The sequence below is a fragment of the Rhizobium johnstonii 3841 genome (assembly GCF_000009265.1).
In the GTDB taxonomy this organism is placed as follows: Bacteria; Pseudomonadota; Alphaproteobacteria; order Rhizobiales; family Rhizobiaceae; genus Rhizobium; species Rhizobium acaciae.
In genome coordinates this window covers 1,559,267-1,584,032 of record NC_008380.1, presented here as the reverse complement: position 1 = coordinate 1,584,032, position 24,766 = coordinate 1,559,267, and the positions used below count along the sequence as shown (strand labels likewise).

Sequence of the window (24,766 nt, the reverse complement as noted above, 5' to 3'; positions counted from 1 at the left end):
GCAAAAAACGGAGGTCAGGCGGAAACACCATTCGGACCCGAAAGCGTCCTTAGCGTTGGATTAAGCGCCTTCAGTGCTGCCTGAACGAAGCCGTCGCGGGCTGCCACGGCTTCGATGCCGCGCGGCTCGTAGACATGGCGATGCAGAAAGAACCCTGTCAGACGGAATGCGGCTGAGAGACTGTCGAAGTCGGCCGCATGATTGCCCTCGATGCTGAGGAACGGCGGCAGGAGCAGCATCTTGTCCGCCCAGGGGGCACCAGCGGCGCGGCTGACGGCGCGGCCGGATTTCGGCGAGACATAGACGAGATCGGAACGGGCGCCGGTCGCGGCGCATTCGGCAAGATCGAGGCCGAAGCCGAGGTCATTCAGCACCGCAAGCTCAAAACGCACGAAGAGTTCGCCGGCATCGGCCGGGTTGTGCAGGTGATCGAGGATGACCTCCAGCGCGTCGAAGAGGTGCGGATGCGGGTCACGCTCCGGCAGCAGCCGCAGCAGCGCGCCCATCGCCTGGACACCGTAGACGGCAGTCGCCGTTTCCATCAGGCGGGCAGCGCGCAGCGTCACCGGCTCGACGCGGAATTCGCCCAGATGCTCGTCAAGCCGGGCACGCCAGATGACCTCCACTGCATTACCCGCCTGCAGCACCGGCTGCATGGCGCGCGAGCGGCCGGAGCGCACCAGGCCGAGATGGCGGCCGCGATCACGCGTCATCACCTCGGCGATGACGCTCGTCTCGCCGTGGCGCTTGACGCCCAGGATGATCGCATGGTCCTGCCACTGCATCGAAAGAAGTCCTTACGGCTGCCGAATCATCCTACTGCATAATTCAACGCGTTACAGCGTCCTTTGCGCGTCTGAAAACCGCGCTGCAATGCAAGGCCTGGCTTCCGACATGGACCGCGTCAGGCGACAGCCGGGGAAAGCCTCTGCAGGAATTCCCGCATCGCCGTTTCGTCGAAAGGCTTCACCAGAAGCGGTATTTGCTGCAGGTCGGGCGGGAAATCGCCGGTATCGGAATAGCCGCTGACGAAGCCGAAGGGGATGCCGATATCGAGAAGATGGCGGGCAAAACCGAAGCTCATGCCCTCGCCGAGATTGACGTCGAGAAGGGCAAAATCATATTTCTCCGCGGCAATGGCAGCCCTCGCCTGTTCGACGCTACCGACGATATCGATGCTCTCGACGCCGGCCAGGCGTAGAATATCCTCCGCCTCCATCGCGATGATCAGACTGTCTTCAAGAACCAGAACACGGATTGCGCTCATGATTCGATACCCCTCGTCGGGCGCCTGTCGCAGCGCCCCGGCCGTTTCGCCAACATCATTGCCCTCCGGTGCCCCGTATGGCACGCTATCGGTGAATTCCGCCACCTTTTCTGAATAAACCATTTTTCTGCCCGGTCGATAAGAATCAAAATCGGAGGAAAGACGACGGCCGAGCTTATTTTGCCTGCTGCTAATCTGCATTTAAAAAAGACATAACCAAGCTGCTTGGCCAGGCATGTCGCGCAAAACTGTGCAGCGGTTTTGCGACAGCGGCATGCGCAAAACAAAGACCTAAAGCGCGAGGGGCGAATCTGAAAGATCGCAACGCCCTTTAGATGAACGGGCGTTTGCCCTCTCCGAGCCCTTCCCATCCGGCGATCGCCATCAATTCCTCGCCGTTCAGCACCTCGCAGCCGCGCTCCTGCCAGCGGATCAATCCACGTTCGCTGAGCTTTTTCAAAGTCTTGTTGGTATGAACGATGGAAAGACCGAGCGTGTCGGCAATGTGCTGCTGGGTGATGGGGATGAATTTGCGGCCGTTGAAGATATTGAGCTTCCGGCCGCGCTCGAACAGGAAAGCGATCAGGTAGGCTGCTCGTTCCAGCGCCGTGCGGCGGCCGACGCTCAAGAGATGCTCATCCAGGATGCGCTCCTCGCGCGCGGCGATCCAGGTGATGTCGAAGGCGAGCGAGGCGTGCTTGTTGTAGAGCGTCATCAGCCTGTCGCGCTCGAAGACACAAAGGGACACGGGCGAAAGCGCTTCGACGGAATGCTGCATCTCACCGGCAATCGTTCCCTGCAGGCCGACCAGATCGCCCGGCATGATATAATTCAGAATCTGGCGGCGTCCGTCCTCCAGCATCTTGTAGCGGAAGCCCCAGCCGGCGAGCACCGTGAAGAGATGAGCGCTATGGGCGCCCTCGACGAGGATGGTGGAGCCGGCATCGACGGCAAGCTCACCCCTCTTGAAGCTCGAGACGAACTCCAGTTCGTCACGGCTGAACTCCCTGAAATGCGGCAGAGGCCGCAAGGGACATTGCTCGCAAGGGGTCTTGAAAGAATTGATGGGTCTCGACGTCGCCATACTTACCTTGCCGTCGCAAAATCGGCGCGCCAACAATGGCGCGCCGTTCAGGAACAAACGCGCAAGGCAGGGATTCGTTCCATCAGCGAGGCGGATTTTTTATGCGGAAACAAAGGGCTGGCACCAGCCCGACGAAATCCTTGCCATGCTTATTTCGGGAAATCGAGACCCATTTCGCGGAACCGCTCGGGATCATCACCCCAATTCTCGCGAACCTTGACGAACAGGAAGAGATGGACCGGCTGCTCGAGGATCTGCGACAATTCCTTGCGGGAAGCAGTCGAGATCGCCTTGATGGTTTCACCACCCTTGCCGAGCGCGATCTTCTTCTGGCTGTCGCGTTCCAGATAGATCACCTGCTCGATCCGCACCGAGCCGTCCTTGCGCTCTTCCCACGTCTCCGTTTCGACATGCGAGGCATAGGGAAGCTCCTGGTGCAGGCGCAGAAACAGCTTCTCACGGGTGATCTCGGCAGCGAGCTGGCGCATCGGCAGATCGGAGATCTGGTCTTCCGGATAGTACCACGGCCCCTCCGGGAGCGTTTTCGCCAGATAGTCCATGAGGTCGTCGCAGCCGGAGCCGTTTTCGGCGGAGATCATGAAGGTGCGATCGAAAGCGATCTTCTCGTTGGCGGCAGCGGCCAGCGCCAGCAGATCCTCGCGGTTGACGCGGTCGATCTTGTTGAGCAGCAGGATCTTCGGCTGCCGGACTTCCTTGAGGCCTTCGAGGATGGCTTCGGCATCGCCGCGCAGGCCGCGCTCGCTGTCGATCAGCAGCACGATCAGATCGGCATCTCTCGCACCGCCCCAGGCCGAGGTCACCATGGCGCGATCAAGTCGGCGGCGCGGCTTGAAGATACCAGGCGTATCCATGAAGACGATCTGGGCATTGTCGTGGATCGCGATGCCGCGGACGATGGCCCGTGTCGTCTGCACCTTATGGCTGACGATCGAGACCTTGGCGCCGACGAGGCGGTTCACCAGCGTCGACTTGCCGGCATTGGTCGGCCCGATCAGCGCGACAAAGCCCGAATGCGTCGGACGATTGGTTTCTGCGGCAGCTTCGGCCGCGATATCTTCTTCTTGTGTCATTGTCCCGTCAGTTTCCGGCAGGCGATTGCTGCCAAATGCCTTCGCGCTCAAGCATCTTCGTTGCCGCCACCTGTTCGGCGGCTCGCTTCGACCGCTCTACGCCGGTTTCGGGCTTAATGCCAGCAACTTCCACCGTCACCTTGAAGCGCGGATCATGATCCGGTCCGCTGCGTTCATCAACCCGGTAGATCGGCGTGACGCCGAATTTCGCGTGCGACCATTCCTGCAGCTCGGTCTTGGCGTCGCGCTTGGCGCCATCGGCCCGCACCGCCCTGCCCTGCCAGTAACGCAGAATGAAGCGGCGGGCGACTTCCAGGCCGCCGTCGAGATAGATCGCGGCGATCAGGCTTTCGACGACATCGGCGCGCACATTCATCATGCGCTTGCCGGTCAGTTTCTTCACATCGGCGCCGGTGCGGATATAGAGGTGAAGATTGAGTTCGTCGGCGACCGCAGCACAGGTTTCGGCGCTGACGAGCTGGTTGAGGCGAACCGAAAGCTCGCCTTCTCCTGCCGTGCCGAAGGTGCGGAACAGAAGCTCGGCGATGCAGAGCCCGAGGACCCTGTCGCCGAGGAATTCCAGCCGTTCGTAATTGCCGCCCTTTTCGGTGCGGGCGCTGGCATGGGTCAGCGCGCGATCCAGGCGTTCCTTTTCAGCGAAGTCATGACCGATCAGGCCTTCAAGCTTTGCGCGGTCCGCCGCAGAAAGCGTCTGCGCCTTACTCATTCAACAACCTTGAAGAGGCGGTCCCAACGCATGTTCGTCGGCCACTTCCAGATTTCGCGGAAGGAGGTGTCGTTGCCGAGCGAAAAGAAGATGACGCTGGCACGGCCGACAAGATTTTCGGCAGGCACGAAGCCGACGTCGAAGCGGCTGTCGAGCGAGTTGTCGCGATTATCGCCCATCATGAAATAATGGCCTTCCGGCACGATGAATTCGCGGGTGTTGTCGCCACGCGACACCGGAGACTGATCGAGCGTATCGTAGGACTTGCCGTCGTCGAGCGTTTCGCGGAACACCGGCACGTCCTCGCCCGGATCGAGCTTGTAATCCGAAGTGAACGCGCCGTCCGCCACCTTCGGAACCGGCTTCCCGTTGACGTAGAGCACGCCATCGGTAACCTGGATATGGTCGCCCGGCAGGCCGATGCAGCGCTTGATGTAGTCGATCTCGGGGTTCGGCGGGAAACGGAAGACGACGATGTCGCCACGCTTCGGATCGGCGCCGAACAGGCGGCCGCTGAAAACATCGGGCGAGAAAGGCAGCGAATATTTCGAATAGCCGTAAGCGAACTTGTTGACGAAGATGTAGTCGCCGACAAGCAGCGTCGGCATCATCGAACCGGACGGAATGGTAAAGGGCTGGAACAGCACCGTTCGGATCACCATCGCCAAAATCAGCGCCTGGATGATAACTTTGATATTTTCCCAGAGGGCGTTCGGCTTGGCTTCGACTTTTTCGGACACGCAGTCTTATTCCTTCAAGACGCCGCGGCGGCGCAATTCTTTCTGTCGTTCTCTCTAGAGCATGATGCCGAAAAGTGTGAGCGGTTTTCGGACGACATCATGCTCTAATTCTTTAATCTAGAACAGGATTCAGATTTTAGGCCGGCCAGCCTAAAATCATCCTGTTCTAGCGGCTTCGGCCGGTTGCGGCAATGGCGACAACACCAAAAGCGACGAGAGGTCGCGATCAACAGCTCCCGAGGTCACGATCAACTGCGCCCGAGGTCGCGATCAGAGGCTCTCGGGCAACGCCTCGATAATGACGAAGGCCTGCGCCAAGGGATAATCATCCGTTATTGTCAAATGAATGGCGGGCCTGTGGCCCGCGGGCAGCAGCGATTCGAGGATCAGGGCGGCGCCGCCCGATAAAAGCATGGTCGGCTTGCCGCTCCGCAGGTTGACGACGCCCATGTCCTTCCAGAAGACGCCCTGCGCTATGCCGGTACCGAGCGCCTTGGAACAGGCCTCCTTGGCGGCAAAACGCTTGGCATAGGATGCGGCACGGTTTGCTCGCTTATCGGAACGCGCCCGCTCGATCTCGGTGAAGCAGCGATGGGTAAAACGCTCGCCGAAGCGCTCAATAGATTTCTCGACACGGCGAATGTCGATCAGATCGCTGCCAATGCCGATGATCATGCCGGACCCTTCCGTCGCTTAAGAATTCTTGATCGGGTTCATATGCTCGGCATGTCGCCGGCTGGAACGGCAAGACGCAGGCGCGCCCGCTCCATCAGCCGTATATGGCGGCGCGTCTGAAAACCCTTCACGGTGTAGAATGTCAGCGCATAGAGCGCAACGGAGGTGACGATCGCCGGCGGGATAGCGCCGACCAGCATCGGCTCCAGCACCGGCTTCCATAATTCGGTGAAGTTCAGCTTGTGGAAAAGGGCGGCGAGATCCACCGTCTGACCGGCTAGTTGATCCTCGCGGCTCAACAACAGATGCCCGATTTCCCAGGTGATGCCCCAGATGAAGGGATAGGTCAGCGGATTGCCGAAGGCGGCGCAGCCGAGGGCGGCGGCCACCATGCTGCCGGAGAGGAAATAGGTGATGACGAAAGCCATGACGAAATGCACGCCGATGAACGGCGTCCACGAGACGAAGACACCCGCAGCGACGCCGGCGGCAACCGCATGCGGCGAAGCGCTCAGGCGCAGGACGCGCATTGTCAGGTAACGGATCGGGCGAAGGAAACCTTTACGGGGCCATAAAAGCTCCCGCATCTTTTCCTTGAATCCCGCAGGCTTGCGACGGCGAAACAACATGGCCGGTATTTAGTGCAGTGCACACCACCATGACAAGAGCGGCAAATGATACCGCTCGAAAAACCGCCCCTCAGTTCTTGCTCCGAAGAGGAGCTTCTTCATGCCGAGGGGCGTCCGCTATGCATAACGTCCCTCACTTACCTCAAGTATAAATTCCAGTATCAGCGATTGCGGAACAGACCGCGATCGACCTGGCGCTGACGAAACTCGAGGTCGATACGATCGAGCGAGCCATTCAAATATGCCATTTCACGTTCCTGCGTGGTCGGAGCGCGAAAGGCGCGAGCGAATTTCTTGATAGGGTCAAACATTATCTTGTCTCATCTTCTGTTTACGTTTCGATGACCAGAAGATAGGCCCGACAAAGGTTAATTACCACCGCCGCAACATGGACGCAGCCATGCGCTCAATGCATCGCTTGCCCCTTTGATGCGCCGCTCCGATTATAAAATGTGCAGTTTTTCGGCCAACCCTCTGGCGCGGCTTAACAAAAGCTTACTCGTAGAGGCGCCGGACCGTGGCGATGCAATCCAGTTCCTTCATCTGGGCGAGCAGCTGGTTGAGCTGACGCAGGTCCCAGACCTCGACCTCGAGCATCATTTCGGTGAAATCGGCCGCGACCCGCACCGTGTTCAGCAAGCGGATATTGACGTCGAGGCCTGCGACCGTCTGGGCGACCTTGGCAAGCGTGCCCGGTTCATTCAACCCATTCACCATGATGCGGGCCATGAAACGCGACTTGTTGGCTTCGTCGAGGTCCCAGCGCACGTCGATCCAACGGTCGGGCTGATCGTCGAAACGCTGCAGGCTCGGCGACTGGATCGGATAGATGGTGATGCCGTTGCCCTGGTCCATGATGCCGACGATGCGATCGCCGGGCACGGCGCCGGTCGGCGCGAACTTGACATCGACATTGCCGGACAGGCCGCGGATCGGCCCGATATCGGCATCGGCGTCGATTTCCGAGTGGCCGCCATCGTGCCCTGTCTTGGTCTTGCCAGGGATCTTGAAGATCATGCCGGCGGCGCTGCGGACGTTGAACCAGCCGTCATCGCCGGAGGGCTTGACGGTGACGCGCTCGTCCTGGTGATCGGGATAGACGGCGCGCAGCACGTCGAGCGAGGACATCTCGCCGCGGCCGACGGCGGCGATCGCATCCTCGACATCCTTCTGGCCGAGACGGTGCAGCGCCGGCTTCATCGCCTCTCGCGAGAAGATCTTGCCGGCCCTGTTGAAGGTGCGCTCGAGAATGCGGTGGCCGAGACCGGCATATTGCTTGCGGATCGCCATGCGAGTGGCGCGGCGGATGGCGGCGCGCGCCTTGCCGGTCACGACGATCTCCTCCCAGGCGGCGGGCGGAACCTGCACGCCGGAGCGGATGATCTCGACCTCGTCGCCATTTGCAAGCCGCGTCACCAGCGGCATGATGCGGCCGTTGATCTTGGCGCCCACCGTGGTATCGCCGATATTGGTGTGCACCGCATAGGCGAAATCGATCGGGGTGGCGCCGCGCGGCAGGGCGATCAGCTTGCCCTTCGGCGTGAAGCAGAAGACCTGGTCCTGGAAGAGCTCGAGCTTGGTGTGTTCGAGGAATTCTTCCGGGCTGTCGCCCTCGGCCAGAGCTTCGATCGTATGACGCAGCCAGGAATAGGCGTTGGATTCGCGAGAAAGGATGTCGCCATCAGCATTGGTGGCGCCGTCCTTATAGAGCGTATGGGCGGCGATGCCGAATTCGGCGATTTCGTGCATGCGCTTGGTGCGGATCTGCAGTTCGATGCGCTGGCTGGAGGGACCGACAATGGTGGTGTGCAGCGAACGGTAATCGTTCTGCTTCGGCGTCGAGATATAGTCCTTGAAGCGGCCCGGCACGACGCGCCAGCGCGTGTGGACGATGCCGAGCGCCCGGTAACAGGAGGGGATGTCCTCGACGATCAGGCGGAAGCCGTAGACATCGGAAAGCTGTTCGAAGGAAAGCGACTTCGACTGCATCTTGCGGAAGACCGAATAGGGCTTCTTCTGCCGGCCCTTGACATAGGCGCTCGTCAGGCCGCTTGCGACCAAAAGGTCGCGCAGTTCGGCCTCGATCTTCTTGACGATGCCTTCGTTGCGCTTCGAAAGCTCTTCCAGCCTTTTGGTGACGGTCTCGTAGGCTTCCGGGTTCATATGGCGGAAGGAGAGTTCCTCGAGTTCCTCGCGCATGTCCTGCATGCCCATGCGGCCGGCGAGCGGCGCATAAATTTCCATCGTCTCCTCGGAAATGCGGGCACGCTTGTCGGCCGACATGTGATCGAGGGTACGCATATTGTGCAGGCGATCGGCAAGCTTGACGAGCAGCACGCGCACATCGTCGGAAATGGCGAGCAGCAGCTTGCGCAGGTTTTCTGCCTGCTTGGCCTTCTTGGTGACGAGATCGAGCTTCTTGATCTTGGTCAGACCCTCGACCAGGCGGCCGATATCCTCGCCGAAGAGTTCGTCGATCTCGGCGCGTGTCGCCGTCGTATCCTCGATCGTATCGTGCAGAAGGGCGACAGCGATCGTCGATTCATCGAGATGCATGTCAGTGAGGATCGCAGCGACCTCGAGCGGATGGGAAATATAGGGATCGCCGCTCGCGCGCTTTTGCTGGCCATGCTTCTGCATGGCGTAAACATAGGCTTTGTTCAGCAGTGCTTCATTGGCATCGGGCTTGTATTGCTGAACCCGCTCCACGAGCTCGTACTGCCGCATCATTCCAAAGCCACTCCGATAAAAATAAAAGCGCGCCAATCAACGATTGGCGCACACATGGGCAATAATATGCCTAAGCAATAAAGGTGCAAGATTGACGATTGGTAATCGTCGCTCTTTTGCATCGCATGCAGCTTTTTCCGGGCTGCATCTAACCGATGCGACCGGAGATCCCGCCTGCGCGCTTAGTAATCGTCGCTCTTTTCCGGCGGCACGAGGCCTTCGATGCCGGCAAGCAGCTCTTCTTCCGACATCTGGTCGAAAGTGATCGTCTCCGGCACGTCGTCCTGCTCTTCGCCGTCGGCTGCGGCGACACCGCCGGCAGCGATCATGCTTGCCGGATCGGGCTCGGGCTCGTCGACTTCGACATGCTTCTGCAGCGAATGGATCAGATCTTCCTTGAGGTCATCGGGCGAAAGCGTCTCGTCGGCGATTTCGCGCAGGGCCACCACAGGATTCTTGTCGTTGTCGCGATCGATGGTGATCGAGGCACCCTGGGAAATCAGCCGGGCGCGGTGGCTGGCGAGCAGAACCAGCTCGAAGCGGTTCTCCACCTTGTCGATGCAATCTTCAACTGTGACACGGGCCATTGCCTGTCCTTTACGGTCGTCATTTCGGGATTAACACGCCCGATACAATTAAAACCGGGCAAATACAAGTTTTTCATTCCGGCTTCCCTCGTCTTTATCCGCGGCTAAGCTAAATTTCCATGGAGAATGTCATAATTCCACCGAAGGTTGCTTGGAATATGTCGAATCGTGCCCTAAATCTTTCATATATGAATAATTCATAAAGTAAGGATCAGATCCAAATTGAAACATAAGCTATTGTTTTTATTGAGGTTTGATGCCTTCTGATTTCGATTGCTCTCATTGGATTGGTAAGCGATGTTTGACCCACGCGAGAAAATTGCACTCTTCATTGACGGCGCGAATCTCTACGCTGCATCCAAGAGCCTCGGCTTTGACATAGATTACCGCAAGCTCCTGAAAGCATTCCAGAAACGCGGATATCTGCTGCGCGCGTATTATTATACCGCTCTGATCGAGGATCAGGAATATTCATCGATCCGGCCGCTGATCGACTGGCTCGACTATAACGGCTACAAAGTCGTCACCAAGCCCGCCAAGGAATTCACGGATTCCATGGGTCGCCGAAAGATCAAGGGCAACATGGACATCGAGCTTGCGATCGACGCGATGGAACAGTCCGAAACGGTCGATCACCTCGTCATCTTCTCGGGCGACGGCGACTTCACGAACCTGGTCGAAGCGTTGCAGCGCAGAGGCCGCAAGGTCTCGGTGATCTCGACCATGGCGACGCAGCCGCCGATGATTGCCGACGACCTGCGCCGTCAGGCCGATCATTTCATCGATCTCTTATCTCTGAAGGCTGAAATCGGTCGTGATCCCTCCGAGCGGGCGCCACGCCCCGCCGAAGTTGCCCCGGTCAGCGATCTCGAGGATTGATCTCTCCATCATCCGGAACCGGAGTGGCCGCGACGATCAGGACGTGATCATAGACCACGGCAGCGCGGTCAGCCATGAGCCTTCAGCAGGCGGCTCTTCTGCCGGTTCCAGTCGCGCTCCTTCTCGGATTCGCGCTTGTCGTGCAATTTCTTACCCTTGGCGAGCGCCAGTTCCATCTTCGCCCGACCGCGATCGTTGAAATAGATCTTCAGCGGGATCAGCGTCATGCCTTCGCGGTTGATGGCAGAGCGCAGGCGATGGATTTCACGGCCCGACAGCAGCAGCTTGCGGCGCCGGCGCGGCTCGTGATTGAAGCGGTTGGCCTGCAGATATTCCGGCAGGTAGGAATTGATCAGCCAGATCTCGCCGCCCTCATCCGAGGCGTAGGATTCGGCGATATTGGCCTTGCCTTCGCGCAGCGACTTGACCTCCGTGCCCATCAGCACGATGCCGGCCTCGTAAGTATCGATGATCTCGTAGTTGAAGCGGGCCTTGCGGTTTTCGGCCACGACCTTATTCACCACGCGCTGGCTGCCTTTGGGGGCCATGACGATATTCCAATTGTTTTTTAAGGCGCGAAAAGCCGCGCCCTCATTCCTTGCCCTTTATGTAAGGGAGAGACCCCGTCTTGTGAAGACGGCCGGTCTCGTCAGTTCAGCAGGCCTGCATGGCGCATCGCGGCGTCGATCGCCGATTCCGTTGCCGGCTCCAGCGTCGAAAGCAGCGGCGAACGAACGTTGCGGCTCATCCGGCCAAGCTTGGAGAGCCCGTATTTGGCGCCGCAAAGGCCCGGCTCAAGGAAGATCGCCTTGTGCAGCGGCATCAGCCGATCCTGATATTCCAGGGCGCGGGCATAGTCGCCTGCCAGCGTTGCCGCCTGGAAGTCGGCGCAAAGGCGCGGGGCAACATTGGCCGTTACCGAAATACAGCCGACACCGCCATGGGCGTTGAAGCCGAGCGCCGTCGCATCCTCGCCGGACAGCTGCCTAAAATCTGCGCCGCAGGTGATGCGCTGTTCGGAGACGCGCTCGATCTTGCCCGTCGCATCCTTGACGCCGACGATATTCCGATGCGCCTTGGCGAGCGCACCCATCGTTTCCGGCGCCATGTCGACCACCGAGCGGCCGGGGATGTTATAGATATAGATCGGCAGATCGACGGCCTCGGCGATCGCCGAAAAATGCGCGATCAAACCCTTCTGCGTCGGCTTGTTGTAATAGGGGGTGACGACCAGAACGGCGTTCGCACCGACCTTTTCGGCATGCTGGGCAAGCTCGATCGCTTCACGCGTATTGTTCGAGCCGGCGCCGGCCATGACGGGAACGCGTTTTGCGGCAACTTCGATGCAGAGTTCCACCACCCGTTTGTGCTCGGCATGCGACAGCGTCGGGGATTCGCCTGTCGTGCCGACAGGAACGAGACCGCCGCTGCCTTCCTTGATCTGCCAGTCGACATGAGCGGCGAAGCTGTCTTCGTCGATCAGTCCGGCATCCGTGAAGGGGGTGACGAGGGCGGGAATGGACCCATTGAACATGCAAAGCTCCTCACGACCAAATCCTTGCTTCGGCCGCATTCCATGAATATGAGTTGCGCACCATAGAGCGCCGAAATCATCGCGACAAGCGCGCAGAGTTCGGTTTAGGGCAAATTCCGATAGCAGATGTGAATGAATTTTACCTGGTAAGGTAAGGTTTCGTTAAGATGCCTCTAGCCAAATGGCAGGGCGTGTTTTCGTTGCGAGATCCCGGATGAAGAAAGCTGTCCTGATTCTGTCCGCCTTCGGCTTCATTGCCGCCGCGTGGAGCAGTGTTGCGTCGCCGCTTCCCGGCGAGAGCACTTCCATGCCTGCCGTCAAGCCGCTCGGCTTCATTCCCGAAACAGCCATACCGGAATCGATCACGACAGGCGCCGTTCCGCGCAATCCGGCCATCGCGCCCGTCAACGGCGACCTGAAAGCCGGCCTCGACGCGCTTTCCGACAAGGACCCGCAGTTGGCGCTTTCGATACGCGACAGCATGCGCGACGGGACGCTCGACCGCCATATCCTCACCTGGGCGATCGCCATTTCGGGATTGAAGGGTGTTCCTTCTTTTGAAATCGCCAGCGCCGCGCAAGAGCTCAAGAGCTGGCCGGGTCTTTCGCGGCTGCGCGCCTATTCCGAACGGGCGATCTATGACGAAAATCCCGCCCCTTCCGCCGTGCTCGCCGCCTTCGGCGATACCGCGCCCGAGACGATGCAGGGCGCCGTCATTCTCGGCCGGGCGCTGGTTGCGTCAGGCAAGCAGGCGCAGGCGGCAAAATATATCCGCAAGGTCTGGCGCGGAGAGGCGCTCGACAAGGCGACCGAGGACAAGATCCTCGTCGAGTTTTCCGCGCTGTTGACGCCTGCCGACCATAAGGCGCGGATGGACTATCTGATGTATCGCGGCCGGGTGGCGCAGGCCAAGCGCTTCGGAGACATGGGCCAGGCGCAGTCGCTTTACACCGCCTGGGCTGCCGTCGACGCCAAAGCCGACAATGCCGGCGCGCTGCTCAACGCCGTCGATGCAAAATGGCGCGGCGATGCCGGCCTGCTGTTTGCGCGGATCGAATATTTGCGCAAGCAAGACAAATATGCCGAAGCGGCTGTGCTTCTGGAGCAGATGCCGCCCGAGCGTAGCGAACTCGTCAATTCCGGCGAATGGTGGAACGAGCAGCGCATCATCAGCCGAGGTCTCGTCGACCAGGGGCAGTTCAAGCCTGCCTATCGCATCGTCGCAAACTACGCCGCAACGAGCCCGACGGATATCGTCGAGGCTGAATTCCATGCCGGATGGTACGCGCTTCGCGGCCTGCAGGACCCGGCAACGGCGGAAAGACATTTCCGCAAGATCCTCCAGACATCAAACGGACCGATCTCGGTTTCACGCGCCTGGTATTGGCTGGGACGAGCAGCGGAGGCCGGAGGCCCCGGCAAATCCAGCGAATTCTATGCGAAGGCCGCGAACTTTCCCGGCACCTTCTATGGACAGCTCGCGGCCGAAAGGCTGGGGCGAAAGACGCTTAACGTCACCTATCCCGCACCGAGCACGGCCGACCGGCAGCGCTTCCAGGCACGCGAAGCTGTGCAGGCGATCGCCCGGCTGGAGGCCGCCGGCCATGGATGGCGGGCCGCCATTCTCTATCTCGCGCTCGCCGATCAAATGCAAAGCCCCGGTGAATTGGCTGTCCTTGCGGCACGGGCCGAGCAATCCGGCGATCATCATCTCTCGCTGCAGATCGGCAAGATCGCCTATGGACGCGGCATCGATGTCGCAGCGCTTGCCTTTCCGGTCGGCGTGATCCCGGCGAACGCCAATATAACCGGCTCCGGCAAGGCGCTCGCCTATGCCATCGCCCGGCAGGAAAGCGCCTTCAACCCGGCTGCCATTTCGGCGGCGAACGCGCGCGGCCTGCTGCAGCTTCTGCCGGGAACAGCCCAGGCGGTGGCCAAGCGCCACAACATCGCCTTTTCCAAGGACAAGCTGACGGCCGATGCCGGCTATAACGCGACACTCGGTGCCCATTATCTCGGCGAGCAGATCGACGCCTTCGGCGGCTCCTATATCCTCACCTTCATTGCCTATAATGCCGGGCCGAAGCGGGTGCCGGAATGGATCGGCCGCTACGGCGACCCGCGCGGCAGGCCGATCGACGAGATCGTGGACTGGATCGAGTGCATCCCCTTCCCCGAAACGCGCAACTACGTGCAGCGGGTCATGGAGAATTACGAGGTTTATAAAGCCCGTCTCGGCCAGCCCACCGATATCGAGCGCGACCTGATCGGCGGACGCAGCGCATCCTGAAGCCATTTGGCGCGGCTTGAAAAGCAAGCTACATCTTCGGGATCAAACAGGTCTCGAGGGATGCGATGCCGGATGCAGGCGGTTTCCAGGAACGATTTTACACTTCTTCTGATGGGTTGCGGCTCTATGCCCGCGACTACCAATCAGACCACGCGGCAACCGCCGGACGGCTGCCGGTGATCTGCCTGCCCGGCCTGACCCGCAATACGCGGGATTTTCATCCGCTTGCGCTGCTTCTCTCCCGGGACACAAAAATGCCTCGCAGGGTGATTGCGCTCGATTCGCGCGGACGGGGAAACTCGGCATGGGATGAGAACAAGGCAAACTACAATCTCGCCATCGAGGCCGGCGACGTCCTTGCCGCCTGCGCAGCACTCGGCATCGAGCGGGCGATCTTCGTCGGCACGTCGCGGGGCGGGTTGATCCTGCATCTGATCGCGACGACACGGCCGGATCTTCTCGAAGCCCTCATCCTCAACGATATCGGGCCCGTGCTCGAGGCTGAGGGGCTGGCGCAGATCCGCGATTACCTCAACAGCAGCAGGAAGCCGGCGGACTGGAACGAGGCGACCGATATATTGAAGGAAAATCATGGCGCGTCGTTTGCCGCGCTTGCAGAGGAAGACTGGCGCGAGATGGCGCTTGCCCTTTATCGCGATATCGGTGGAAGACCGGTCGCCGACTTCGACCCGGCGATCGCAGAGGCACTGAAATCGATCGATTTCAGTCAGCCGCTGCCTGATCTCTGGGGGCAATTCGAAAGCCTGGGCCGGTTGCCGCTCATGCTGATCCGCGGCGAAAATACGTCACTGCTTTCACAGGAAAGCGCCGGCGAGATGGCGCGGCGGCATTTGGGGCTGATCCTTCATACTGCCGAAGGGCAAGGACATGCCCCGCTCCTGCATCTTGATAACATCCCCACAGCAATACGAGCTTTTCTCGCCGCCTGCCGATAACCTCATCGAAATCGGTCGGCGGGAACAACGTGCCATTCGTCCAAATACAAAAAGCCCGGCTCGAGAGCCGGGCTTTCCTGATTGACCGAAGTCAGATCAGATTAGAACGAGCGCTGCAGGCGGAAGTAGCCCGAAGTGGAGTCGTCATCATCTTCCGGATCGAGGTACTGAACCGAAGCCTTGGCGTAGAAGTTGTCGACGATCTGGTAATCAACCGTCAGACCGACCTTCCAGGCATCGCCGTCGTCGAAGTCGTCATCAGTGATGCCGTAGTTGCTGTAGTACTGGACACCGGGGGTGATCTTGAGCTTGTCGGTTGCCTTGATAGCGTATTCGGCAGCAACAGCCCATTCGGCCTTGGTGTAGTAAGAGCTCGGGCCGGTAGCGTATACGGCAGCGAGGCCGAGCGTGCCGGGACCGATGTCAACCGTACCCATTGCACGGACAGCGCCGTCTTCGTTGTCGACGTCGTAGCCGGCAGTGATCTGGTAGCTGAATGCACCAGCCTTGCCGCCGAGACCAACGGCAACGCCAACGTTGTTGGGTTCTTCGTCCGCCTTGTAGTAGCCGTCCTCGAGTTCGTCGACGCTGATGCCAGCGTAGAAGGCATCGGTTTCGTACTGATAACGGATGGAGTTATGCAGCGTGACCGGCGAGCCAATGTCGTCGGTTTCGCCGGAGAGGCCATCGTCCCACCAGCTGTAGAACAGACCAGCGCGGAAGCCGGCGATGTCGAGGTAAGCGGAGTCGAGCTTGGCACTCTGATCGGTGGCATTGTCAGCATTGAACTGCATGACGATGACGCCGGTCAGCGGACCATATTCGGTGTCGCTCTTGGCCGTGAACTGAACCTGACCGCGAGTACGAGCATCCCAATCGGAGTCGTTGCTTTCCGAACCATTGAGCGGCTGATCACCAACGTCAACCTGGAAACGGATGTAACCGTTGATCTTGAGGCAGGTTTCGGTGCCCGGGATGTAGAAGTAGCCGGTGCCGTAAGCGTCGCAGACGCGAACATATTCAACCGGTTCCGGCTCGGCAGCAACGATAGCGTCAGCAGCCTGAGCACCGGAAACTACTGCGAGAGCAGCAGCGGAGCCGAGAAGAAGGCTCTTGATGTTCATAAATGACCTCCAATTCAAAGTTTCGATCGGGTTTGGGATCTTTCGCTGAGCAGCGTTCCCTGCCCCATCCCCGTGTTTCAAGAAGTGGACGATCAGTCGCCCTTGCTTCCGACGCTGAAAATACAAGACGGAAGCCGTCACGCAATCACCAACTTGTGTAGATGGGGGGTTTAGGGGAGCCTTCCCGACATTCTGTTGCTGAAAGGACACAAGTCGGGCAACCGGCCTCGATTTCCTTTATGCTTTGTTAAGAAAACCCTGATTTTGCGGAGGCTTAGGTCAAGCCAACAAAGAATTGGACATGCGCTTTGCGACACATTCGTGACACTTTTTTGACAAAATGCGGCTCTTGAGAGGGATTCATGATTGCCGGAAGCGTAACCGGACGTGCACCGATCCGCTTTCGCCACCTGTCAGTAGCTTGAGCGCGGGAGGTGATTCCCGCAGGCGATTCTCTCCCTTGAGGCAGAGAGATTTTTTCGCTGTCCGGCCTAGCCGACTAAACGAACATGATTCCCGGCCAGATGTAACGATCGACGCGCGCTCAGGAAATCGGAATGGCGGAGAAGATGGGATTCGAACCCACGATACGCTTTTGACGTATACTCCCTTAGCAGGGGAGCGCCTTCGACCACTCGGCCACCTCTCCGGTGCGGCCTAACTATGGTGACCGGTCTGTGAATGCAAGGGTTTTTTGAGTTTTCACCAGAAGAAATGCAGCGAGCTGCAATTCAGTCGGTTGCGCAAACAAATCGCATTTCCTGGCGAAATCCGCGGAATTTGATCGCGCTTCGTTCTCTTCGATCAAGAAGCCGAACTCAGCCGAGCAGGCTCTTGAGGTCGGCAGAAGGGTCGGCGAGAATCGATTTGTCGGGATTGGTCCCGGATTCCAGCAGTTTTTTGCCGGTCACATAGGCCTTTGCGTCGTTGATCGCATCGACGGCAATCAGCCGGCCTTCCCTGAAGTACCAGACCGAGTGGGCGCCTTCGCGGGTGCCGGGGCGCAGCAGCGTCTCGTCATAACCAAGATTGAAGCCGGCGATCTGCAGCTTGACGTCATACTGATCGGACCAGAACCACGGCTTTGGATCATAGGGCTCGCTGCCGCCGGCGATGACGGCTGCCGCCGCTTCGGCCTGGTCGACGGCGTTCTGCACCGATTCGAGCCTGATGCGTCCGCCCTGCCAGGGAAGTGCGGCGCAATCGCCAGCCGCAAAGATCGCCGGATCGGAGGTGCGGGCGAATTCGTCGACGACAATGCCGTTGGCGACTTCGAGGCCGGCTTCCTTGGCAAGCTGATCGTTCGGGGCGACGCCGATGCCGACGACGGCGAAATCGATGTCGATGACCGATCCGTCGGAAAGTGCGGCGCCGGTGACGCGGCCGTCCTTGCCGATCAGATGCTTGAGCCCTGTCTTCTCGCGGATCACCACGTCATGGGCCTCGTGAATCACGCGCATGATGTCGGCGGTCTCCTTCGCCGCGACGCGCTGCAGGATGCGGTCGGCCATCTCGATGACGGTGACTTCCAGGCCGCGATGGCGGGCAACGGCCGCCGCCTCGAGACCGATATAACCGCCACCGATGATGAGGACGCGGCGACCGGGGCGCATCTCGTCGGCGAGCAGATCGGCATCGCGCTTGTCGCGGGCGACATAGACGCCTTCGAGATCGCCGCCGATTGCGGCCGGCAGCCGGCGCGGCGTCGAGCCGGTGGCGAGCGCCAGCGTGCCGTAATCAAGAACGGAGCCGTCCTGCAGCAGAACCTGCTTGCTGTCCGGCTTGATCTGCTCGGCCCAGGTCGAAAGGCGAAGGTCGACGTCATTGTCCGCATACCAGTGCTCGGCGCGGAACAGCAGGCGGTCGAAAGCCATTTCGCCGAGCAGGTATTTCTTTGAAAGCGGCGGGCGCTGATAGGGGGCGACGTCTTCCGCGCCGATGAGGGTAATCGGGCGCGTATCCTTCAACGCACGCAGCTTGGCCGCCAATGCGAAACCGGCCTGTCCCGCGCCGATGATCACCAATCTATCCGTCACGATCTCACTCCTGAAGCTGCGCCCGACAACCACGCCAAGGCCTATTTCCTACCCCACGCCCCGTCAACGGAAAGCGGCCTCTTACATTCAGCCGATCTCGATCCAGCGGCGCTCGTGGAACGACTGTGCCATGGCATGCACCGACTTCTCTATCCTGAGACCGTCTTCGAATGTCACGATCGACGACGGCTCGCCCGATATTGCCCGGATCAGCTCACGGCATTCGATGATCTTCAGATCGTTGAAGCCGAGGCCGTGGCCTGGTGCCGGGATAAACCGATCATAAGGCTGATGGGCGGGTGCCGCCAGTATCTTGCGGAAGCCCTGCTCGGAGCCGCGACCGTCGGCCTGATAGAGTTCGAATTCGTTCATCCGCTCCTGGTCGTAGACGATCGAGCCTTTCGAGCCAAAAATCTGCAGGGCGATGCGGCCCTTGCGACCCCAGGCGGCGCGATTCGCCATCAACACGGCGGAGATGCCGCCGCCAAGCCGCATCAGCACGTTGGCGCCATCGTGGTTTTCGACGGCACGGCGACCGCCCTCGCTCAGCGGGCGGTCGGCATAGGGTTTGACCATATCCGTTATGACGGCCTCGACATGGCCGAAGAGATACCAGAGCAGCGACAGCGGGTGCACGGCGAAATCGTCGAGCGCGCCGTAGCCGGCGGAAAGCTCGCTCTTCCAATAGAAGAAGACATCGGGATCGGCCATGAAATCCTCGTCCATCTCGACGCGGATGTGGTTGACCGTGCCGATAGCGCCCTCGCCGATCAGCGTCCTGATATGCCGCATGACAGGATTCTGGATGTAATTATAGCCAAGGGCGGCAACCTTGCCTGATTTCTTCGCCGTTTCCAGCATGCGCTCGGCGTCGGCATAGGCCGGCGCCATCGGCTTTTCGCACCAGACATGCTTGCCGGCCGCAAGGGCTTCAATCGCCATCTCGGCGTGGAACTGATTGGGCGTGGTGACGGAGACGACGTCGACCTCGGGGTCGGCAATCAGCGCCCGCCAGTCGGCCGTCGCCTTCTCGAAACCGAATTCACCGGCACGAGCCTCAGCAAGCCCGGCATTGGCTTCGGCCAGATGCACGAGACGCGGACGCTCGACATCGCCGAACACCGTCTTCACCGCATTCCACGCCAATGCATGGCACTTGCCCATATAACCGGTGCCGATCAAACCGATGCCGAGTGGCTTCATTTCCGTCTCCTCCAGAGCTGCGCGCGGATTTTTGGAATATTTGGATCATTTTGACAAGGGACCTGGTCGGAGGCTTTTCTCCACATTTCCCGAATAAACTGTCCAAAAGCCTTCAATTACAGGGGATTAAAAACAATTAGCCGTGTCGTTTGAAATCGTTTATGTTCGATAATATGGAATATTTGTTTCATCTCGTGAGCCACAAGCATGGATAACGATCCCCAGAGGCACGCGCGTGTGCCGCGCGATTTCGAAAGCCTGCGCAGCACCATCATCGAGCGCAAGGCGAGCATGCCGAAGCGGCTGGCGCAGGTCGCCGCCTTTGCGCTCGGCAATCCCGACGAGATCGCCTTCGGAACGACGGCGAGCATCGCGGCAGCCTCCGATGTCCAGCCGTCGACGCTGGTGCGCCTGGCGCATCATCTGGGTTACGGAGGGTTTTCCGACCTGCAGAGCATCTTTCGCGAAAGATTGCGAGACCGGACGCTAAGCTACGAAGAGCGCCTCGTCACGCTCGAGCAATCGAGCGGCGACGATGAGGACGCCAATCTGCTCTCCGGCTTCATTGCCGCGGCAAACCAGTCGGTCAACCGGCTGGCGGCGACGGTGCAGAGCGATACTTTCACCAAAGCTGTGAATATCCTTGCCAGCGCCGAGACGATCTATCTGATCGCCAAACGGCGCTCCTACCCTTTGACGGCGCACATGACCTACGCTTTTTCCAAGCTCAATATCCGCCACCAGATCGTCGCATCGCCGAACGGCGTCGACCCTGAAATGGTGCAGTTCGCATCACCGAAGGATGCAGCGATCGCGGCGAGCTTCTCGCCCTATGCGGCCGACAGCCTCAGCCAGAGCCAGGAGCTTGCCGACCGCGGCGTCCCCGTCATCGCGATCACCGATTCGGCTTTCTCGCCGCTTGCCGCCTGCGCCACGCACTGGTTCGAGGTGGCGGAGGCCGATTTCGCCGGCTTCCGCTCGCTTTCTGCCTCGATGGCGCTCACCATGGCACTGCCGGTTGCAATCGCCGAACGGCGGCGCAAGGGTCAGCAGTCAAAACCTACAAAAGGCAAAATGGAATAAACATTCCGAATTGACAAAATATCGGAACCGATGTTTCATTATTGAAAATACGCAGGCACTGGAAGCCGCGCAAAATCTAGCGGGAGGACATCATGGTACAATCGAATCCGGGTTCACAGCCGGAGCCGGCGCTTGATGTGATCACCATCGGCCGTTCCTCGGTCGATCTTTACGGCCAGCAGATCGGTTCGCGGCTGGAGGATATTGGCTCCTTCGCCAAGTCCGTCGGTGGCTGCCCGGCCAATATCGCCATCGGCACGGCGCGGCTCGGCCTCAAATCCGGCCTCATCACCCGCGTCGGCGACGAGCAGATGGGACGTTTCATCCGCGAGCAGTCGGCGCGCGAAGGTGTCGCGACAGATGGCATCGTCACCGACAAGGAGCGACTGACGGCGCTCGTGTTGCTGGCGGTCGAGGCCGAGGGCGTGTCGCCGATGATCTTCTATCGGTCGGACTGCGCCGACATGGCGCTCGATGAAGGCGATATCGACGAAGATTTCATCAGATCCTCGCGCGCCGTTCTCGTTTCCGGCACGCATTTCTCGCGGCCGAATACCGAGGCCGCGCAACGCAAAGCTATCCGCATCGCCAAGGCGAACGGCCGCAAGGTGATCTTCGACATCGATTACCGACCGAACCTCTGGGGCCTTGCCGGCCATGCGGAAGGCTTCGAGCGCTACGTGAAATCCGACCGGGTCTCCTCTAAGATGAAGGAGACGCTGCCTGACTGCGACCTCATTGTCGGCACCGAAGAAGAAATCCTGATCGCTTCCGGCGCCGACGACGTGCTCGGCGCGCTGAAGGAGATCCGCCGCCTGTCGCCGGCGACGATCGTGCTCAAGCGCGGCGCCATGGGCTGCATCGTCTATGACGGGCCGATCGCCGATGATCTCGAAGCCGGGATCATCGGCCAGGGTTTCCCGATCGAAGTCTTCAACGTGCTCGGCGCCGGCGATGCCTTCATGTCCGGCTTCCTGCGCGGTTTCCTTCGCGACGAGCCGCTGAAGACCTGCGCCACCTGGGCCAATGCCTGCGGCGCCTTCGCCGTCTCCCGCCTGCTCTGCTCGCCGGAATATCCGACCTGGGCAGAACTCGACTTCTTCCTGACGACCGGCAGCAAACACCGGGCACTGCGCAAGGACGAGGCACTCAACCATATCCACTGGGCATCGACCCGGCGCGGCGAAATCCCGCTTTTGATGGCGCTGGCGATCGACCACCGCTCGCAGCTCGTCAGCGTCGCCGATGAGCTCGGCGTCGGCCATGAGAAGATTGTCGCTTTCAAGCGGCTGGCGGTGGCGGCAGCGGCGCGGGTTTCGAACGGCCGCGACGGCTACGGCATGCTGATCGACGAACGCTTCGGCCGCGACGCCTTCTTCGATGCGGCGACGAAGAATTTTTCCTGGATCGGCCGGCCGGTGGAATTGCCGGGTTCGAAGCCGCTGCGCTTCGAATTCAGCCAGGATATCGGCTCGCAGCTCGTCGAATGGCCGCTCGGTCATTGCATCAAATGCCTGTGCTTCTATCATCCTGATGATCCGGCCGACTTGAAGACGGAGCAGCAGGAGAAGCTGCGGACGCTGTTCGAGGCCGCCCGCAAGGTCGGCCGCGAGCTGCTGGTGGAGATCATCGCCGGCAAGAACGGGCCACTCACCGACGACACGATCGCGACCGCGCTGGAGGAACTCTATGCGCTCGGCATCAAGCCGGATTGGTGGAAGCTGGAGCCGCAGGCATCCCGTGAAGCCTGGAAGAAGATCGATGCGGTGATCGCCAAAAATGATCCATGGTGCCGCGGTATCGTGCTGCTCGGGCTCGAGGCGCCCGCCGGCGAGCTGATTTCCTGCTTCGAGGCGACGCTGGCAGCTCCCTCCGTGAAGGGTTTCGCCGTCGGCCGGACGATCTTTGCCGATCCGGCGCGCGCCTGGCTTTCAGGCGAAATGAACGACGAGGAAGCGATCGCCGATATGGCCGGCCGCTTCCAGCAACTGACAGAGGCGTGGCTGAAGACGCGCGGACATCAGTAGACTTAGAATTAAGACCCCTCCCCAACCCCTCCCCACAAGGGGGGACTTAACCCGGAGCACCGCCCTCACGCCATCAGCAAGCTTCCCTTTGGAGGAGACGTTGCGGCGAGAATGTAGAGAGCGCGGCAGGTCAGCCCTCCCCTTGTGGGGAGGGGTTGGAGAGGGGAAAATGCGAAAAGAAAGATTGCGGGAGGACCCGATGGGCAAGACGATACGGTTGACGATGGCGCAGGCCGTCGCACATTTCCTGAAAGTACAGATGACGATCGTCGACGGCAAGAAAGTGCCGATCTTCGGCGGTGTCTGGGCGATCTTCGGTCACGGCAACGTCGCCGGTATCGGCGAGGCGCTCTATCAGGTGCGCGAGGAATTGACGACCTATCGCGCCCACAACGAACAGGGCATGGCGCATGCCGCGATTGCCTATGCCAAGGCGAATTTCCGCACGCGCTTCATGGCCTGCACGAGCTCGATCGGTCCGGGCGCGCTGAACATGGTGACGGCCGCCGGCGTGGCGCATGTCAATCGTATCCCCGTTCTCTTCCTGCCGGGCGACGTCTTCGCCAACCGCGCGCCGGATCCGGTGCTGCAACAGATCGAGGATTTCGGCGACGGCACGGTTTCGGCCAATGATGCCTTCCGTTCGGTTTCGCGCTATTTCGACCGCATCACCCGGCCCGAGCAGATCATCACGGCGCTGAAGCGCGCCATGCAGGTCCTGACCGACCCGCTCGATTGCGGCCCGGTGACATTGTCGCTCTGCCAGGACGTTCAGGCAGAAGCCTATGATTATCCGGAAAGCCTGTTTGCGGAAAAAGTCTGGACGACCCGCCGGCCGCAGCCGGATGCGGACGAGCTGGCGAATGCCATCGCGCTGATCAAGGCATCGCAGAAGCCGGTGATCGTTGCCGGCGGCGGCGTGCTTTATTCGCAGGCGACGAAGGAACTTGCCGCCTTTGCCGAGGCCCACGGCATTCCGGTCGTCGTCAGCCAGGCCGGCAAGTCGGCGATCAACGAAACCCATCCGCTGGCGCTCGGCTCGGTCGGCGTCACCGGCACGTCGGCGGCGAATGCGATCGCCGAAGAGACGGACCTCGTCATCGCCGTCGGCACGCGCTGCCAGGATTTCACCACCGGCTCCTGGGCGCTGTTCAAGAACGACAGCCTGAAGATGATCGGCCTCAATATCGCCGCCTATGACGCGGTGAAGCACGACAGCCATCCGCTGGTGGCGGACGCCCGCGAAGGGCTGAAGGCGCTTTCGGCAGGGCTTTCGGGCTGGAAGGCGCCGGCAGCACTCGCCGAGAAGGCAGCGGCGGAGAAAAAGATCTGGATGGAGGCTGCGGCCAGGGCGATGGCGACGACCAATGCCGCCCTGCCCTCCGATGCGCAGGTGATCGGCGCGGTGGCGCGCACGATCGGCGGCGAGAATACGACGGTTCTTTGCGCTGCAGGCGGCCTTCCCGGCGAATTGCACAAGCTCTGGCCGGCGACGGCTCCGGGCAGCTATCACATGGAATACGGCTTTTCCTGCATGGGCTACGAGATCGCCGGCGGGCTCGGCGCCAAGATGGCGCGTCCCGAACGGGACGTCGTCGTCATGGTCGGCGACGGTTCCTACATGATGATGAATTCCGAGCTTGCGACCTCGGTCATGCTCGGCCTCAAGCTCAACATCATCGTGCTCGATAATCGCGGTTACGGCTGCATCAACCGATTGCAAATGGGAACCGGCGGCGCCAACTTCAACAATCTGCTCAAGGACTCCTATCACGAGGTGATGCCGGAGATCGATTTCCGCGCGCATGCCGAAAGCATGGGCGCCATCGCCGTCAAGGTCGCCTCGATCGCCGAGCTGGAACAGGCGCTCGCCGATTCCAGGAAGAACGACCGCACGTCGGTCTTCGTCATCGACACCGATCCGCTGATCACCACAGAAGCCGGCGGCCACTGGTGGGATGTCGCGGTGCCTGAGGTCAGCTCGCGCAGTGAGGTCAACAGGGCGCATGAGGCCTATGTCAAAGCACGTGCTGCCCAGCGCGTCGGCTGATCGATTGCTGTCATTTTTCTGGAGGAGCGGCACCGCTCCTCCGCAATGCTTTTA

At 60.3% G+C, this 24,766-nt stretch carries 22 protein-coding genes and 1 tRNA gene; 6 read left to right on the top strand and 17 right to left on the bottom strand.

Annotated features, from left to right (window positions below; genetic code table 11):
• Positions 1–14: 14 nt before the first annotated feature.
• The 11 genes from recO to rpoZ form a co-directional block, all read right to left on the bottom strand.
• Positions 15–785, bottom strand: coding sequence for a DNA repair protein RecO (recO, locus tag RL_RS07865; RefSeq protein WP_011651206.1), 771 nt, complete (start codon positions 783–785; stop codon positions 15–17).
• Positions 786–904: 119 nt separating this feature from the next.
• Positions 905–1,390 (bottom strand): response regulator, encoded by a 486-nt coding sequence (locus tag RL_RS07860; RefSeq protein WP_011651205.1) that lies wholly within the window; start codon positions 1,388–1,390, stop codon positions 905–907.
• A 208-nt stretch (positions 1,391–1,598) separates the two neighbouring features.
• A complete protein-coding gene (locus tag RL_RS07855) occupies positions 1,599–2,351 on the bottom strand; it encodes a Crp/Fnr family transcriptional regulator (RefSeq protein WP_028741475.1) in 753 nt (250 codons plus the stop codon).
• Positions 2,352–2,500: 149 nt separating this feature from the next.
• Positions 2,501–3,442 carry a GTPase Era gene (gene era / locus RL_RS07850; protein ID WP_011651203.1) on the bottom strand — a complete coding sequence of 314 codons (942 nt, stop codon included), beginning with the start codon at positions 3,440–3,442 and terminating at the stop codon, positions 2,501–2,503.
• 7 nt (positions 3,443–3,449) lie between these two features.
• A complete protein-coding gene (gene rnc, locus RL_RS07845) occupies positions 3,450–4,169 on the bottom strand; it encodes a ribonuclease III (protein ID WP_011651202.1) in 720 nt (239 codons plus the stop codon).
• On the bottom strand, positions 4,166–4,909 hold the full coding sequence (lepB, locus tag RL_RS07840; protein ID WP_011651201.1) for a signal peptidase I: 744 nt from the start codon (positions 4,907–4,909) through the stop codon (positions 4,166–4,168). Before lepB ends, rnc begins: the two co-directional genes overlap by 4 nt.
• Before the next feature lie 270 nt (positions 4,910–5,179).
• Positions 5,180–5,584: a holo-ACP synthase gene (gene acpS, locus RL_RS07835; RefSeq protein WP_011651200.1), complete on the bottom strand. Its 405-nt coding sequence runs from the start codon at positions 5,582–5,584 to the stop codon at positions 5,180–5,182.
• Positions 5,585–5,622: 38 nt separating this feature from the next.
• Positions 5,623–6,213, bottom strand: coding sequence for a DUF2062 domain-containing protein (locus tag RL_RS07830; protein WP_011651199.1), 591 nt, complete (start codon positions 6,211–6,213; stop codon positions 5,623–5,625).
• 161 nt (positions 6,214–6,374) lie between these two features.
• The gene (locus RL_RS37090) at positions 6,375–6,524 is read right to left on the bottom strand and encodes a DUF3563 family protein (protein ID WP_003558084.1); all 150 of its coding nucleotides are present in this window, start codon (positions 6,522–6,524) and stop codon (positions 6,375–6,377) included.
• Positions 6,525–6,708: 184 nt separating this feature from the next.
• Positions 6,709–8,943, bottom strand: coding sequence for a RelA/SpoT family protein (locus tag RL_RS07825; protein WP_003546931.1), 2,235 nt, complete (start codon positions 8,941–8,943; stop codon positions 6,709–6,711).
• 182 nt (positions 8,944–9,125) lie between these two features.
• Positions 9,126–9,530, bottom strand: a complete 405-nt coding sequence (rpoZ, locus tag RL_RS07820) for a DNA-directed RNA polymerase subunit omega (protein WP_003546928.1) — start codon at positions 9,528–9,530, stop codon at positions 9,126–9,128.
• A 297-nt stretch (positions 9,531–9,827) separates the two neighbouring features.
• On the opposite strand from rpoZ, the gene RL_RS07815 reads away from it, so the two are divergent.
• Positions 9,828–10,409 (top strand): NYN domain-containing protein, encoded by a 582-nt coding sequence (locus tag RL_RS07815; RefSeq protein WP_003558079.1) that lies wholly within the window; start codon positions 9,828–9,830, stop codon positions 10,407–10,409.
• Between the two features lie 68 nt (positions 10,410–10,477).
• On the opposite strand, the gene smpB is transcribed toward RL_RS07815, so the two are convergent.
• Both smpB and dapA read right to left on the bottom strand, forming a co-directional pair.
• Positions 10,478–10,957 (bottom strand): SsrA-binding protein SmpB, encoded by a 480-nt coding sequence (gene smpB, locus RL_RS07810; protein ID WP_003546925.1) that lies wholly within the window; start codon positions 10,955–10,957, stop codon positions 10,478–10,480.
• Between the two features lie 101 nt (positions 10,958–11,058).
• Entirely contained in the window at positions 11,059–11,943 is an 885-nt protein-coding gene (dapA, locus tag RL_RS07805; protein WP_011651197.1) for a 4-hydroxy-tetrahydrodipicolinate synthase, read from the bottom strand.
• Positions 11,944–12,157: 214 nt separating this feature from the next.
• On the opposite strand from dapA, the gene RL_RS07800 reads away from it, so the two are divergent.
• Together RL_RS07800 and RL_RS07795 are read left to right on the top strand one after the other, a co-directional pair.
• The gene (locus RL_RS07800; protein WP_041936238.1) at positions 12,158–14,233 is read left to right on the top strand and encodes a lytic transglycosylase domain-containing protein; all 2,076 of its coding nucleotides are present in this window, start codon (positions 12,158–12,160) and stop codon (positions 14,231–14,233) included.
• A 65-nt stretch (positions 14,234–14,298) separates the two neighbouring features.
• On the top strand, positions 14,299–15,189 hold the full coding sequence (locus tag RL_RS07795) for an alpha/beta fold hydrolase (protein ID WP_011651195.1): 891 nt from the start codon (positions 14,299–14,301) through the stop codon (positions 15,187–15,189).
• Between the two features lie 101 nt (positions 15,190–15,290).
• Here the strand turns inward: RL_RS07795 and RL_RS07790 are convergent, their stop codons facing one another.
• The 4 genes from RL_RS07790 to RL_RS07775 all read right to left on the bottom strand — a co-directional run bounded on the left by RL_RS07790 (position 15,291) and on the right by RL_RS07775 (position 19,552).
• Positions 15,291–16,313, bottom strand: coding sequence for a porin (locus tag RL_RS07790; RefSeq protein ID WP_011651194.1), 1,023 nt, complete (start codon positions 16,311–16,313; stop codon positions 15,291–15,293).
• Positions 16,314–16,871: 558 nt separating this feature from the next.
• Positions 16,872–16,962, bottom strand: a tRNA-Ser gene (locus RL_RS07785).
• A gap of 169 nt (positions 16,963–17,131) precedes the next feature.
• Positions 17,132–18,349 carry an NAD(P)/FAD-dependent oxidoreductase gene (locus tag RL_RS07780; protein WP_011651193.1) on the bottom strand — a complete coding sequence of 406 codons (1,218 nt, stop codon included), beginning with the start codon at positions 18,347–18,349 and terminating at the stop codon, positions 17,132–17,134.
• A gap of 87 nt (positions 18,350–18,436) precedes the next feature.
• Positions 18,437–19,552, bottom strand: a complete 1,116-nt coding sequence (locus RL_RS07775; protein ID WP_011651192.1) for a Gfo/Idh/MocA family protein — start codon at positions 19,550–19,552, stop codon at positions 18,437–18,439.
• 207 nt (positions 19,553–19,759) lie between these two features.
• Between RL_RS07775 and RL_RS07770 the strand changes: the two genes are divergently transcribed.
• The 3 genes from RL_RS07770 (at position 19,760) to iolD (ending at position 24,712) form a co-directional block, all read left to right on the top strand.
• Complete coding sequence (locus tag RL_RS07770; protein ID WP_011651191.1) at positions 19,760–20,635, top strand: MurR/RpiR family transcriptional regulator; 876 nt, start codon at positions 19,760–19,762, stop codon at positions 20,633–20,635.
• A gap of 92 nt (positions 20,636–20,727) precedes the next feature.
• Entirely contained in the window at positions 20,728–22,662 is a 1,935-nt protein-coding gene (gene iolC / locus RL_RS07765; RefSeq protein WP_011651190.1) for a bifunctional 5-dehydro-2-deoxygluconokinase/5-dehydro-2-deoxyphosphogluconate aldolase, read from the top strand.
• Positions 22,663–22,861: 199 nt separating this feature from the next.
• Positions 22,862–24,712 carry a 3D-(3,5/4)-trihydroxycyclohexane-1,2-dione acylhydrolase (decyclizing) gene (iolD, locus tag RL_RS07760; protein WP_041936237.1) on the top strand — a complete coding sequence of 617 codons (1,851 nt, stop codon included), beginning with the start codon at positions 22,862–22,864 and terminating at the stop codon, positions 24,710–24,712.
• Positions 24,713–24,766: the final 54 nt, after the last annotated feature.

Coding starts and splice junctions, on each gene's coding strand:
- RL_RS07860 (WP_011651205.1), bottom strand. CDS start 1,390: ATGGTTTATTCAGAAAAGGTGGCGGAATTCACCGATAGCGTGCCATAC.
- rnc (WP_011651202.1), bottom strand. CDS start 4,169: ATGAGTAAGGCGCAGACGCTTTCTGCGGCGGACCGCGCAAAGCTTGAA.
- RL_RS07770 (WP_011651191.1), top strand. CDS start 19,760: ATGGATAACGATCCCCAGAGGCACGCGCGTGTGCCGCGCGATTTCGAA.
- dapA (WP_011651197.1), bottom strand. CDS start 11,943: ATGTTCAATGGGTCCATTCCCGCCCTCGTCACCCCCTTCACGGATGCC.
- RL_RS07775 (WP_011651192.1), bottom strand. CDS start 19,552: ATGAAGCCACTCGGCATCGGTTTGATCGGCACCGGTTATATGGGCAAG.
- RL_RS07855 (WP_028741475.1), bottom strand. CDS start 2,351: ATGGCGACGTCGAGACCCATCAATTCTTTCAAGACCCCTTGCGAGCAA.
- RL_RS07815 (WP_003558079.1), top strand. CDS start 9,828: ATGTTTGACCCACGCGAGAAAATTGCACTCTTCATTGACGGCGCGAAT.
- RL_RS37090 (WP_003558084.1), bottom strand. CDS start 6,524: ATGTTTGACCCTATCAAGAAATTCGCTCGCGCCTTTCGCGCTCCGACC.
- RL_RS07800 (WP_041936238.1), top strand. CDS start 12,158: ATGAAGAAAGCTGTCCTGATTCTGTCCGCCTTCGGCTTCATTGCCGCC.
- rpoZ (WP_003546928.1), bottom strand. CDS start 9,530: ATGGCCCGTGTCACAGTTGAAGATTGCATCGACAAGGTGGAGAACCGC.
- era (WP_011651203.1), bottom strand. CDS start 3,442: ATGACACAAGAAGAAGATATCGCGGCCGAAGCTGCCGCAGAAACCAAT.
- RL_RS07830 (WP_011651199.1), bottom strand. CDS start 6,213: ATGTTGTTTCGCCGTCGCAAGCCTGCGGGATTCAAGGAAAAGATGCGG.
- acpS (WP_011651200.1), bottom strand. CDS start 5,584: ATGATCATCGGCATTGGCAGCGATCTGATCGACATTCGCCGTGTCGAG.
- smpB (WP_003546925.1), bottom strand. CDS start 10,957: ATGGCCCCCAAAGGCAGCCAGCGCGTGGTGAATAAGGTCGTGGCCGAA.
- iolC (WP_011651190.1), top strand. CDS start 20,728: ATGGTACAATCGAATCCGGGTTCACAGCCGGAGCCGGCGCTTGATGTG.
- RL_RS07825 (WP_003546931.1), bottom strand. CDS start 8,943: ATGATGCGGCAGTACGAGCTCGTGGAGCGGGTTCAGCAATACAAGCCC.
- RL_RS07795 (WP_011651195.1), top strand. CDS start 14,299: ATGCCGGATGCAGGCGGTTTCCAGGAACGATTTTACACTTCTTCTGAT.
- recO (WP_011651206.1), bottom strand. CDS start 785: ATGCAGTGGCAGGACCATGCGATCATCCTGGGCGTCAAGCGCCACGGC.
- RL_RS07790 (WP_011651194.1), bottom strand. CDS start 16,313: ATGAACATCAAGAGCCTTCTTCTCGGCTCCGCTGCTGCTCTCGCAGTA.
- iolD (WP_041936237.1), top strand. CDS start 22,862: ATGGGCAAGACGATACGGTTGACGATGGCGCAGGCCGTCGCACATTTC.